Raw genomic sequence first — 11848 nt, 5'->3', positions numbered from 1 at the left:
ACTTATAATTACTTAAGCTGTCAATAGAATCGGAAAGGATTTGAGTGTTATTCTCTATTTTGATAAGTTGTGCTAATGCATATTAAAATAAGTTTAGAAGCCTTTAATTTTTTAAGCGCTATGAACCATAACAAGTGGATAAATTATGATTGTCAATACTGAAGGTTACCATTCATTAATTGAATACCTTACAGAGAATTTAGCTATTTTTGCTAATCAGCAAGGGGATACTGGGGAAGAAACTGTGGAAGACATTGTGACTGATCTAGTGGCTTCTAATTTAATGACGGTATTTGCTCAAAATCCAGAGCTAGAATCGGAAATGAGATTCACCTTATTGCGAGAAGCCGATGCTGTGGTGGCGGATTTAGGTGAAGTATTAGCAAGTGCTTGGGTTCAAAAAGCGACAAATGAGCAAGTGATGTTCTTAGATGACTACATAGGCTTGATTAAAAACCTATTTGATAGCGCATTCCGATAATTAGTAGAATTGCTATTAAAGCCAAGTACATTGAAGGTTATTCAATTTACTTGGCTTTTTTATTGACTTCTATAACACGCGTCTAACCTGCCAAAATGCCTTCTTCCAATAGGGGTTATCAAGACTTGAAATGATCACGCCTTTTGATGTTGAAGCGTGCATAAATTCTCTATTTCCAATATACACGCCTACATGCCTTACTTTTACGCTAGTTTTAAAGAAAATAAGATCGCCTTTCTTAGCATTCGATAAAGAGACCTTCACGCCAGTTTCAACTTGATACTGTGTCGTTCTTGGAAGCCATTGTTGATGCAAACTACCGAGTGCATCTTGTGTGAAAGCAGAACAATCCACGCCTTGCTTGCTTGTACCACCATATTTGTATGGGACACCTTGCCATTCTTGAAAATAGTCTTGATACCCATCAGACGTGGATAATTGAGGGTGCTGAGTGCTAATTTCTTGTTTTGTAAGCTGTGGCTCAGAAGGGGAGGAACAACCAAATAAAGTGAGTAAAGCAAAAATAGAGATAAAATGGCGAGTCATGTTCAATCCTAGATAATAAAACCAACCTTGCTATTCTGACTTATCTCTATAGAAAAAATCAATATTAATAAAAACAAGCTCATATGACTATTGTAAGTAATTATCGCTCAATGTTAACTGTAAGTTTCATATTTTGATATAAGTATGGTTATAAATACTACAAATGAAATATTTTGTGACATTTTGAGCTTTTAATGGTTTTTACAATCGTGTAACCTTTGCGTGAATTTTGGAAGTACTTACTTTTAACTAAAAGACACATAATTTAACCATTTATTTCAGAATGGAGTGTTTTTAATTATAAAGAAAGACAAAAACAAGGAGTTACAGATGAGTTCGTCTGCATCGCAACAACAGAATCAACAGCAGCCAAAAAGGCCGTTGTTCACACGTTTTCTTGATTCAGTAGAATATTTAGGAAATCTATTACCACACCCAATTACTCTGTTTGCAATCTTTTGTGTGGCAATTTTAGTTTCATCAGGCATTGCTGGCTACTTTGAACTATCAGTAATGGACCCTCGCCCAGAAGGGGCAAAAGGCCGAGCCGCTGATGGTATGATCCACGTGGTTAGCCTTTTCAATGCTGAAGGTTTACAGCTTATCGTTACTAACCTAGTGAAAAACTTTGTCGGTTTTGCACCATTAGGTACGGTTCTTGTTGCAATGCTTGGTGTTGCAATCGCTGAGCATTCAGGCATGTTATCTGCTGCAATGCGCGGCATGGTAATGGGCGCGTCTAAGCGTATGGTTACAGTAACGGTTGTATTTGCAGGTATTATTTCAAATACGGCATCTGAGCTTGGTTACGTAGTACTTATCCCACTAGCTGCAATGCTTTTCCACTCACTAGGTCGTCATCCGTTAGCAGGTCTTGCTGCGGCGTTTGCTGGTGTATCAGGTGGTTATTCTGCAAACCTTCTAATCGGTACGGTTGATCCACTGCTTTCTGGTATTACAGAAACAGCAGCACAAATGATTGACCCAACTTATACCGTTGGTCCTGAAGCAAACTGGTACTTCATGTTTGTTTCTACATTCTTTATCGCAATCACTGGTGCGTTTGTAACAGAGAAAATTGTTGAGCCAAAACTTGGTAAATATAACGATGAAGAAGCGTCAGAAGATTTATCAAATGATAAGATGGGTAAGCTAACTGCTATTGAGAAGAAAGGTCTTAAATTTGCAGGTGTTGCTGTTCTTGTTGTGAGTGCACTACTTGCATGGACGATTGTTCCTGAAGATGGCGTATTACGTTCAGCAACCGGTACGGTTGCAGGCTCTCCATTCTTGAAAAGTATTGTGGCATTCATCTTTGTATTCTTTGCGGTTCCTGGTTTTGTTTACGGTAAAATTACTGGTTCAATGAAGAATGATCGTGATGTGATCAATGCAATGGCAACATCAATGTCTTCAATGGGCATGTATATTGTTCTTGTATTCTTTGCTGCACAGTTTGTTGCTTTCTTTAAGTGGACTAACTTTGGTCAAGTGATAGCAGTAGGTGGGGCGAGCTTCCTACAAGATATCGGTCTTACTGGCCCAATGCTATTCTTCGCATTCATCTTAATGTGTGGCTTCATTAACTTAATGATCGGTTCAGCATCTGCACAGTGGGCAGTAACCGCACCAATCTTTGTTCCAATGCTAATGCTAGTAGGTTACGCACCAGAGACAATTCAAGCGGCTTACCGTATCGGTGATTCAACAACGAACATCATCACTCCAATGATGAGCTACTTCGGTCTTATCCTTGCGGTAGCGACACGTTACATGAAGAACCTAGGTATCGGTACACTGATTGCAACCATGCTTCCATACTCAATGGTGTTCATGTTTGGTTGGAGTATCTTGTTCTACCTATGGGTATTCGTATTCGGTTTACCAGTAGGTCCGGGTGCAGCAACGTTCTACACACCATAACGGTTAATAGAATAAACGCTTAGCTCTGAGTATGTAATTAGCCCTAAGCATATAAATAAAAAGGCGATCTTCGGATCGCCTTTTTTGAACGCTCGTTTTTGTAATACGATTGCTTATTTGAATAGAGCAAGGATAATGGCAGCATGATGAGTGGTAATGTGTGGTTCTATGCGTCTAGATAAGTTTATTTGTAAAAGTACAGAATTAACGAAAACCCAAGCGGTTGAGTTACTTTTGGAGGGAAGAGTAAAAGTAAATGGTGACACTGTCACACTAGAATCAACTCAAGTTCATGAGAATAATGACATTACTCTTGATGGAAAAGAATTAGTCGCTCGACCTTTTCGTTATCTGTTAATGAATAAGCCTGCGAATACTATTTGCTCTAATGCTGATGAAGCTTATCCCTCTTTATTTAACTATATAAAAGAGGGGAATAATGCAGAGTTGCATATTGCAGGGCGGTTGGATGCAGATACGACAGGGTTAGTATTAATTACTGATGATGGGCGTTGGTCTTACGATATTATTACACCAAATAAAAAATGCGAAAAAGTGTATCGAGTGGGTTTACGTAAACCAATAGCAGAAGATGCAGAGAAACAATTTACATCCGGAGTGCAGTTACAAGGTGAATTACAACTTACGCGTCCTGCCAAGCTTGATATTATTACGCCCCAAGAGGTTCTACTTACTATTACGGAAGGTAAGTTTCATCAAGTAAAGCGCATGTTTTCAGCGATTGGTAATAAAGTCGTCTCTTTACACCGTGAGAAGATTGGATCGATCAGTCTTGATGTGAACGAAGGTCAATGGCGCTATTTAACGGAAGAAGAAGTCAACTCATTTAGCAAATAAGAATGAGGTGCTGTGAACACCTCATTACCATGTTTTATTTATTTCTAAATGGTTGCGTCAGCATTTTATCTAAGCGTTGTTCTTTTTCTTTTCTGAAAAAACCAAGCCCGATTTTCATCTCTTTATGCCCATCTATTGGTTTTACTAAATAGGTTTTACTAATGCGATCCCAAATAGATAAAAAGAAACCATAATTATTATGCATTTCAGAGATATGAACAGAATGATGAACCCGGTGGAAGTCAGGCGTCACCAATAACACTCGAATATAGCGATCTAACCACGTTGGGATAAACAGATTGCTGTGGTTAAACATCGCACTGACGTTTAAAGTAATTTCAAACAGAATAACCGCTTCAACTGGAATACCAAGTAAACCAATAGCCGCTATTTTTACCAACATAGAGATAATGATCTCGATAGGATGAAAACGCGTCCCTGTTGTGACATCAATGTCTTGATCTGAATGATGCATTCGATGCAAGCGCCATAATAAAGGAACACGATGAAAGGCGCGATGTTGCCAATAGATTAACCAATCCAATAACAAGATAGAAAGAAGCCCTGTTAAAAATGATGGCGTGTTTAAATAATTAAATAATCCCCATTGTTCTTGTTGTGCAATAAAAGCAGCATCAATGGCTAATAAAGGCAGAGTGAGACGAAGAATCAAGCTATTAAAAAAGACTAAACCTATGTTACTAGTCCAACGTGTAGATTTTTTTTGCGTTAAGACTTTGCGTGGCCATTGGTATTCAGCTAAAGCAAAAATGATGAATGCAACGATAAAGAAGCCTAAGCGTAGAGGGTCATTGTATTCAATCCAGTTAATTTCCATTCGGAATTCTCTTATTAAACTTGTTATTACTTATACTGTAAGTAAAATGCGCTTTTTTTTCCATATAAATAGCTTGGTTATTGCAAATGCGTATTCACAAAGTCCATCAATTACATAAAGAAAGATTAGCACGTTCTACAAAACCTTTTAATGCGCGTGGTGCTAATGTGAACCGTTGTGAGTACTGCCAAGTACATAAAGACTACTGTATTTGTGAGCACCAACCAGACGTTCAATCTAACGCGGCTTTCTTGTTGATCATGTTTGATACTGAAGTTCTAAAGCCAAGCAATACCGGCAAACTTATTGCCGACTTAATCCCTGAGACTCATGCTTACCTTTGGTCTCGTACTGAGCCAAATCCTGAGATGCTCGCTTTATTGCAAGATGAGTCGTATCAACCATTTGTGATCTTCCCAGAAGAGCAAATTGAAAATAAAGCCCTAGTGACAAATGATATTGTGGTTGAAGAGGGTAAAACGCCTTTATTTATTTTACTTGATGGCAGTTGGCGCGAAGCGGGCCGTATGTATCGTAAAAGTACTTATCTACATCAATTACCTGTGCTGTCATTTAATAGTGAGCACCTGTCTAGCTACATTATGCGTAAAGCATCAAAAGATCACCAATTAGCCACGGCAGAAGTAGCAAGCTTAGTATTGGATTTATTTGGTGAAAAAGAAAATGCGAAGCACCTAGAATGTTGGTTTGAGCTATTTCGAGAACATTACCTTTACAGTAAGCGACCAGTGAAGGGAGCAGAAAGAGGGATGGGGTTAAAACGTTTGATTGATTTTCGTACAGAACTGAAAGAAAGCAACCAAATCTAATGGGGATTTGAGGTACATTTCACACAAAATAGAAGGTAATTCCGCCTAGGTCACAGTCTGTATTTATATAAATTAGGTAAGATAACACCATAAAAAATTTAAAATAGATTAGGACAAGGATACCTTATGTACTACGGTTTTGATGTAGGCGGCACAAAGATTGAATTTGGTGCGTTTAATGAAAAATTAGAGCGCGTTGCCACTGAACGAATTCCAACACAAACAGAAGATTACGCATTATTGGTTGATGACATTGCTGGCTTAATTGCAAAATATGATGCTGAATTTGGCGTTGAAGGTAAAGTCGGTTTAGGGATCCCAGGAATGGAAGACGCTGAAACGGGTGCTTTATTAACAAGTAATGTACCTGCAGCAAAAGGTCAATTCTTACGTAAAGATTTAGAAGCAAAAATTGGTCGTTCAGTAAAAATTGATAACGATGCAAACTGTTTTGCATTATCAGAGGCGTGGGACGAAGAATTAAAAGACTCTCCATCAGTTATGGGCCTAATTTTAGGTACTGGTTTTGGTGGTGGTTTAATTTTTGATGGTAAAGCATTCTCTGGTTACAGCCATGTAGCAGGGGAGTTAGGCCACTCTCGTTTACCAATCGATGCATGGTTCCACCTTGGTGAAAACGCACCGTTATTAGGTTGTGGTTGTGGTAATAAAGGCTGTTTAGATAGCTACCTTTCTGGTCGTGGTTTTGAACTACTTTATGCGCATTATTATGGCGAACAAAAGAAAGCGATTGATATCATTAAAGCCCATGCCGAAGGTGATGTGAATGCGGTAGAGCATGTTGAGCGCTTTATGGAGCTATTAGCGATCTGCTTTGCTAACCTGTTTACCTGCTTTGACCCACATGTTGTAGCACTGGGTGGTGGTTTATCAAACTTTGAATTGATTTATGAAGAGTTGCCGAAACGTCTTCCAAAGCACTTATTATCAGTAGGTCGCGTGCCTCGTATTATCAAAGCAAAACACGGTGACTCTGGCGGCGTTCGTGGTGCAGCATTCTTAAATATTAAAGACTAATCTTGACTCAATATTTAGAACAGAAAATGCAGATACAAAAAGAGCCTCATGTTGTTTGTTATTACTAACAGATAAACAGAGGCTCTTTTTTTGAAATACAATCAGCTGTTTAGCTAAAAGTTAAATAACGGAGTCGTTATTAAGCACAACACTTTTTGTATTTCTTACCGCTACCACAAGAACAAGGTTCGTTGCGGTTAGGTGTTTTTTCAAAGCGAGTTGTTTTTGGCTTGTTTAAAACGCCTTCAAGCTCAAGAATATTTTCTTCTTTCTCAGCATTCACTTCGATGTTTGCGAATAAGTTGTGCTCAGTAAGCTGCGCTTCAATTTCAACTTTACGCTCTTCTGTTTGAACAACTAAAGTTAGTGGTGCTTCTTCAGTACCTAACTTAACGTCACGCTTGGTGTTAAAACCAGAAAGAACATGGTTTTGACGAGTTTCGATACGACCTTTGAAGAACATTTTAGACATCTTGGAGCCTTATAATTTTTGAACACGGTATTTTAGGCACTTTATACCATCAAAGTGCCTAGCAATAAACTAGAATACTAATTTATTTACACTCTCGAACCCAACGGAATAATCGTCACTTTCTGACCAATAGCCACTGATTCAACCTCAGGTTGCACTTCAATTAAGCAGTTGGCTTCACTCATCGAACGTAAGATCCCAGAGCCTTGCTTACCTGTGGTTACCACTTCCATTTGACCATTTTGGTTAATAGAGTAAATACCACGGCTGTACTCCGTTCTGCCAGTGCGAGAGCGAATAAACTCTTTAGCAATTGCCGTAAAAGTCTCAGGTTTCCAGTCATCTTCGCCTTGAAGTTTACGTAATGCAGGCTCAACAAATTGTAAAAACGCCACCATTACTGCAACAGGGTTGCCCGGTAAACCAAAGAAAGGGGTATCACCAATATGACCAAAGGCAAGAGGGCGCCCCGGACGCATATTGATACGCCAGAAGTTAATATTCCCCAACTTATCTAAAATCGTTTTGATGTAGTCCGCATCACCAACCGACACACCACCAGAAGATAAGATCATATCTGCTTGTTGTGATGCTTGAGAAAGTGTTGATTCTAAAGCGGCTTCACTGTCTTCAATGATACCGAAATCAATCACTTCGCAACCGATTTTCTGTAATAACGCCGTCAGCGTAAAGCGGTTAGAGTCGTAAATAGAGTTGGCTTTTTGTGCTTCACCCGGCGCTTGAACTTCATCACCTGTCGAGAAGATAGCCACTTTTGTTTTAACGATAACAGGGACAGAAGCAATACCTAAAGACGCCAGCATGCCCACTTCAGGAGCCGTAATGCGTGAGCCTTTTGCTACACAGATTTGGTTTATAGCAAGGTCTTCACCAGCTAAACGAACGTTTTGCCCTTTACGAATGCCTGATTTACCCGCGTCGAAACGTACTTGGTCAGCTTCTTGAATCGCTTGTTCACGCATGATCACCGTATTACCATTTTCAGGCACAGGCGCACCCGTCATGATTTTTGCGGCTTCACCATGCTGAAGAGGGCGATCATAGCTGTGACCTGCCATGATTTCAGCAACGACCGTATAGCTTTCGCGCTCTAAATCATCACCACAAATCACATAGCCATCCATTGCTGAATTGTTATGTTGAGGAACATTAATCGGCGATAAAATATCTTGAGCGGCTAATGCGTTAATCGACTCAACTAAAGACACATCACTTTGTGAATTTAGAGAAGTAATTGCTTCTAAAATCTTAGCTCTTCCCTGGCTAACAGATAAAAACGCAGGAGATAATTCATCACAATTAGCTGATAAATTACTTTGTTGTTTATGCTGATGCTGTTTTACGTAGTCAGCAATAAACGCAGTGATAGCATCGGTATCATTGATATCCATTTGCGGTAGCTCTGATTTGGCTTTGGAATCAGAGGCAATCGCAATAATGTTGTTATCTTCTGGGAAAATCCAAGGCTTGCCTATTTCATCACGATGCAATTCAATCTTGGTGTATGGCAGCTGTTTAAAGCCTTCAATAAGAATCAAATCAAGTTCAGTTTGATCTAACTTATTGATGAGTTGTTGACAGGTCGTTTCTTCATCAGGCGTTTCAGTAATCAACGCATTACGAAAACGAGAGCTAATCAACATTTGGCTTGCACCCGCTTTACGTAAGCGGTAGCTGTCTTTACCTTCTTGGTCGATATCAAAATTATGATGAGCGTGTTTAATGACTGCGACTTTTAGTCCCATATCAGTCAGTTTTGGTAATAGCTTTTCTAATAATGTCGTTTTACCTGTGCCGCTATAAGCAGCAAAACCCAATAAAGGGATAGACGCAGTCGTTAAGCTCATAATAAAGATCCAAATTGTTCGAGTTCTTGAGGGCTATTCAAATTGATAAAAGCATTAGGGTAGTCAGAGAAATCAGCAAATACGGTATTACACTCTTTGTATAATAGGATGATTTTTCTGTCACCGCGCGCTAAGAAGGCATCAATTTTAGGAATAATGCGTTTGTGCATTAAAGTGACGACAGGTTGCATGTACTCACCATCGTGAGCAACAACAATATCAGTGTCTTCTTTTACCGCATCGCAAAGCAATGAAACTAAATTGCTCGGAAGGTTAGGGGAATCACAAGGAATAAATCCAACCCAGTCAGAATTCATATTTATTAGGCCAGAATGCATTCCTGCCAATGGACCAGGGTATTCACTAAACTGATCTGGAAAGGTGACCGCGTAACGTGAGTATTCTTCAGTACTGCGGTTAGCATTGATGGCAATCTGGTCAGTTTGAGGTGTTAATGTATCTAAAGCGTGCTCAATTAACGGTTTATCTTGAAATAGAACAAACCCTTTATCTTTACCGCCCATACGACGAGCTTGTCCACCCGCTAAAATTACCCAACTAGTTTGCTTTGGCTGGAGCATATTTATCCTTGCTAACGATCACTTTTAATGGGGTTGATTCTATCAGCTTTGCGTCTGAAATGGTCCATTGACGATGACAAATTTCAGTTAATGCGTTGGTTTGGTGACTGGTGACGACAATGCTAGAGCCACGTTCAAGGAGATCTTTCGCCATAATAACCAATAAATCGATGGATTCTTGGTCAACACTGGCACTTGGCTCGTCCATTAGCAGTATAGAAGGTTTTAGCACCCAAGCTCGTGCCATAGCGACACGTTGTTTTTCACCACCAGATAAAACAGAAATATGCTCGTCAGCTAACGTTTCAAGGCCAACCATGCGTAGCGCATTGATCACCATATTGCGTTTTTCAAGTTTATTCATGGTGGTGTATTTCATGCCATAAATAACATTATCGAAAACCGTACCATCAAATAAAAATGGGTTTTGATGCAGGTACACAATTTGATTATTGCCTGAGCGACCAAACAAACGTGCAGTCCAGTGTGGTTGATTGAGGCTTAATTTTCCTGATGTTGGCGTTTGTAATCCAGATAAAATCTTAAGTAGTGTTGTTTTACCTACACCATTAGCGCCACGTAAATAGACAGACTCTTTTGGTCCTAATGATAAATGTGGGATATGGAAAAGCACACGATCATTAAATCGCATCGATAGATTATCGGCAGTGATTCTTATTGTCATTTTTTATGCCTACTAAGTACGTAAATACCCTTTACCACGAGTGATAGAGAGTAAAAAATTTAATACCAAAGCTAAAATCAATAGCACAATACCAAGGGCAACCCCTTGAGCAAAGGCACCTTTTTGGCTTTCCATAGCGATTGCGGTTGGAATATTTCGTGTTGCATTAAGGATGTTACCACCGACCATCATAGAGCAGCCGACTTCAGTAATAATTCGAGAAAACCCAGCAATAACGGCGGCTAGGATAGGGAATCGCGTTTCCCAAATTAAACTACCAAAAGCACGTGGTAATGAAGCGCCGAGGGTAAATGCGGTTTCCCACACTCGTCGGTCACTGTGTTGAAATGCGCCGTGCATCATGGCAACCATGATAGGGAAACAGATGAACATTTGACCAATGACCATCGCCTCTTGAGTAAAAAGTAGTTGCCAATCGCCAAGAGGCCCAGATCGAGAAAGAACCATATACAGCAATAAGCCAATCACAACAGTAGGTACTGACTGTAATGTGTTAATAATAGAGAGCAGTAGCCACCGCCCAGGAAACGAGCCATACGCAAGCGCAAACGCCAACAAGAGTGCTGGCAATAACACAACTGCCATTGCAAATAGTGAGACAGAAAATGAAACACCAACGATGCTCCATAATGCAGCATCACCGCTAAACAGTAATTGAATGGCTTCGTGAGAGGTGGCTAAGATAGTCATGGATTATTTAGCGTCCGCAGTGAACAGTTTTTTACCATTAAGAGTAAAGCTATCGATCATTGCTTGGCCTTTATCACTAATTAACCAATCACTGAATGCTTGAGCGCCTTTCGTATTTAAGTTCTTGTAACGCTCAGGGTTAATCAGAATCACTTGGTAAGGGTTAAATAGACGCTTGTCGCCCTCAACCATGATCTCAAGATCAAGTTTGTTTTGGTAAGCTAGCCAAGTACCACGGTCTGTTAATGTGTAGGCTTGTAGCTCAGAAGTCATGTTCAATGTTGGTCCCATACCTTGGCCAACGGCTTTGTAGCCACCAAAGTTTGGTTCAATCTTAGCTTGAGACCATAAAATCAATTCTTTTTTGTTTGTGCCAGAGTCGTCACCGCGAGAAACGAAAGTAACGTCTGATTCCGCCATGTTCTTGAATGCCGCAGTCACGTCTTTCATGCCGTGAATGTGTGCAGGATCGGCTTTAGGACCAACTAGAACAAAATCGTTATACATTAATGCTTTTGGATCAACGCCATAGCCTTTTTCAACAAAATTTGCTTCTGCTTTAGGGGCGTGAGTCATTACTAAATCAACATCACCATTTTCGCCCATTTTTAGCGCTTTACCTGTGCCCGCTGCCAATACTTGAACTTCGTAGCCAGAATCTTTTTTAAATTCAGGCAATAGGTAATCAAGTAAACCAGAGTGGTAAGTACTTGTTGTCGTTGCAAGACGAACGATACTAGCATCATCTGCATATACGTTGGTTGCAGAAAAAGAACCAAGAGCCAGGATAGCCATCACTGTAAACGTACTGATTTTATTGTTCATGTTATATCCATGTAGTGTTATTAAAATTACTGCAAGTGCAATAAATGAATAGACTCATCGCCATTAAAGCAATCACTATGCCAGAAATAATATTGATAGTACTATCTTTAACTTAATGATATTTAAGCGATTGATGGGTATCCTGGCATAAAAGCCCTACAAAAAATGTGACTAGGACAAAATGTCTCACAC

At 39.8% G+C, this 11848-nt stretch carries 13 protein-coding genes; 5 read left to right on the top strand and 8 right to left on the bottom strand.

Annotated elements, in window-relative coordinates; translation table 11 throughout:
• The first annotated feature begins 145 nt into the window (after nt 1–145).
• The gene (locus F8B77_RS09425; protein ID WP_130047526.1) at nt 146–481 is read left to right on the top strand and encodes a DUF3802 family protein; all 336 of its coding nucleotides are present in this window, start codon (nt 146–148) and stop codon (nt 479–481) included.
• Nucleotides 482–550: 69 nt separating this feature from the next.
• Here F8B77_RS09425 and F8B77_RS09420 read toward each other — a convergent pair whose 3' ends face one another.
• Nucleotides 551–1027 carry a C40 family peptidase gene (locus F8B77_RS09420; RefSeq protein ID WP_151655134.1) on the bottom strand — a complete coding sequence of 159 codons (477 nt, stop codon included), beginning with the start codon at nt 1025–1027 and terminating at the stop codon, nt 551–553.
• A gap of 330 nt (nt 1028–1357) precedes the next feature.
• Here F8B77_RS09420 and F8B77_RS09415 point away from each other — a divergent pair, with 330 nt between their 5' ends.
• Together F8B77_RS09415 and F8B77_RS09410 are read left to right on the top strand one after the other, a co-directional pair.
• Complete coding sequence (locus F8B77_RS09415; protein WP_151655133.1) at nt 1358–2950, top strand: AbgT family transporter; 1593 nt, start codon at nt 1358–1360, stop codon at nt 2948–2950.
• Between the two features lie 168 nt (nt 2951–3118).
• Nucleotides 3119–3808, top strand: a complete 690-nt coding sequence (locus tag F8B77_RS09410) for a pseudouridine synthase (protein WP_151655159.1) — start codon at nt 3119–3121, stop codon at nt 3806–3808.
• A gap of 34 nt (nt 3809–3842) precedes the next feature.
• Here the strand turns inward: F8B77_RS09410 and F8B77_RS09405 are convergent, their stop codons facing one another.
• The gene (locus tag F8B77_RS09405; RefSeq protein ID WP_151655132.1) at nt 3843–4646 is read right to left on the bottom strand and encodes a sterol desaturase family protein; all 804 of its coding nucleotides are present in this window, start codon (nt 4644–4646) and stop codon (nt 3843–3845) included.
• A gap of 86 nt (nt 4647–4732) precedes the next feature.
• On the opposite strand from F8B77_RS09405, the gene F8B77_RS09400 reads away from it, so the two are divergent.
• Nucleotides 4733–5476 carry a tRNA-uridine aminocarboxypropyltransferase gene (locus tag F8B77_RS09400; protein ID WP_151655131.1) on the top strand — a complete coding sequence of 248 codons (744 nt, stop codon included), beginning with the start codon at nt 4733–4735 and terminating at the stop codon, nt 5474–5476.
• A gap of 126 nt (nt 5477–5602) precedes the next feature.
• Nucleotides 5603–6514, top strand: a complete 912-nt coding sequence (gene nagK / locus F8B77_RS09395) for an N-acetylglucosamine kinase (protein ID WP_130044577.1) — start codon at nt 5603–5605, stop codon at nt 6512–6514.
• Between the two features lie 139 nt (nt 6515–6653).
• On the opposite strand, the gene F8B77_RS09390 is transcribed toward nagK, so the two are convergent.
• The 6 genes from F8B77_RS09390 to F8B77_RS09365 all read right to left on the bottom strand — a co-directional run bounded on the left by F8B77_RS09390 (nt 6654) and on the right by F8B77_RS09365 (nt 11656).
• A complete protein-coding gene (locus F8B77_RS09390; protein ID WP_105054831.1) occupies nt 6654–6986 on the bottom strand; it encodes a PBPRA1643 family SWIM/SEC-C metal-binding motif protein in 333 nt (110 codons plus the stop codon).
• Between the two features lie 86 nt (nt 6987–7072).
• Entirely contained in the window at nt 7073–8854 is a 1782-nt protein-coding gene (locus F8B77_RS09385) for a bifunctional molybdopterin-guanine dinucleotide biosynthesis adaptor protein MobB/molybdopterin molybdotransferase MoeA (protein ID WP_151655130.1), read from the bottom strand.
• Nucleotides 8851–9435, bottom strand: a complete 585-nt coding sequence (mobA, locus tag F8B77_RS09380; RefSeq protein ID WP_130044571.1) for a molybdenum cofactor guanylyltransferase MobA — start codon at nt 9433–9435, stop codon at nt 8851–8853. The genes F8B77_RS09385 and mobA overlap by 4 nt, the downstream gene beginning before the upstream one ends.
• Nucleotides 9413–10120 carry an energy-coupling factor ABC transporter ATP-binding protein gene (locus F8B77_RS09375; RefSeq protein ID WP_151655129.1) on the bottom strand — a complete coding sequence of 236 codons (708 nt, stop codon included), beginning with the start codon at nt 10118–10120 and terminating at the stop codon, nt 9413–9415. Before F8B77_RS09375 ends, mobA begins: the two co-directional genes overlap by 23 nt.
• 12 nt (nt 10121–10132) lie before the next feature.
• A complete protein-coding gene (locus tag F8B77_RS09370) occupies nt 10133–10831 on the bottom strand; it encodes an ABC transporter permease (protein ID WP_151655128.1) in 699 nt (232 codons plus the stop codon).
• Nucleotides 10832–10834: 3 nt separating this feature from the next.
• Nucleotides 10835–11656, bottom strand: coding sequence for an ABC transporter substrate-binding protein (locus F8B77_RS09365; protein ID WP_151655127.1), 822 nt, complete (start codon nt 11654–11656; stop codon nt 10835–10837).
• Nucleotides 11657–11848: the final 192 nt, after the last annotated feature.

It is taken from the genome of Aliivibrio finisterrensis (assembly GCF_008933155.1).
GTDB classification, from domain to species: Bacteria; Pseudomonadota; Gammaproteobacteria; order Enterobacterales; family Vibrionaceae; genus Aliivibrio; species Aliivibrio finisterrensis.
The sequence above is the reverse complement of the archived record's forward strand: the minus strand, read 5'-3'. Positions and strand labels throughout refer to the sequence as shown.

Bases quoted from the DNA above. Each gene is read 5' to 3' on its own strand.
- F8B77_RS09425 (WP_130047526.1), top strand. From the start codon at position 146: ATGATTGTCAATACTGAAGGTTACCATTCATTAATTGAATACCTTACA.
- F8B77_RS09420 (WP_151655134.1), bottom strand. From the start codon at position 1,027: ATGACTCGCCATTTTATCTCTATTTTTGCTTTACTCACTTTATTTGGT.
- F8B77_RS09415 (WP_151655133.1), top strand. From the start codon at position 1,358: ATGAGTTCGTCTGCATCGCAACAACAGAATCAACAGCAGCCAAAAAGG.
- F8B77_RS09410 (WP_151655159.1), top strand. From the start codon at position 3,119: ATGCGTCTAGATAAGTTTATTTGTAAAAGTACAGAATTAACGAAAACC.
- F8B77_RS09405 (WP_151655132.1), bottom strand. From the start codon at position 4,646: ATGGAAATTAACTGGATTGAATACAATGACCCTCTACGCTTAGGCTTC.
- F8B77_RS09400 (WP_151655131.1), top strand. From the start codon at position 4,733: ATGCGTATTCACAAAGTCCATCAATTACATAAAGAAAGATTAGCACGT.
- nagK (WP_130044577.1), top strand. From the start codon at position 5,603: ATGTACTACGGTTTTGATGTAGGCGGCACAAAGATTGAATTTGGTGCG.
- F8B77_RS09390 (WP_105054831.1), bottom strand. From the start codon at position 6,986: ATGTCTAAAATGTTCTTCAAAGGTCGTATCGAAACTCGTCAAAACCAT.
- F8B77_RS09385 (WP_151655130.1), bottom strand. From the start codon at position 8,854: ATGAGCTTAACGACTGCGTCTATCCCTTTATTGGGTTTTGCTGCTTAT.
- mobA (WP_130044571.1), bottom strand. From the start codon at position 9,435: ATGCTCCAGCCAAAGCAAACTAGTTGGGTAATTTTAGCGGGTGGACAA.
- F8B77_RS09375 (WP_151655129.1), bottom strand. From the start codon at position 10,120: ATGACAATAAGAATCACTGCCGATAATCTATCGATGCGATTTAATGAT.
- F8B77_RS09370 (WP_151655128.1), bottom strand. From the start codon at position 10,831: ATGACTATCTTAGCCACCTCTCACGAAGCCATTCAATTACTGTTTAGC.
- F8B77_RS09365 (WP_151655127.1), bottom strand. From the start codon at position 11,656: ATGAACAATAAAATCAGTACGTTTACAGTGATGGCTATCCTGGCTCTT.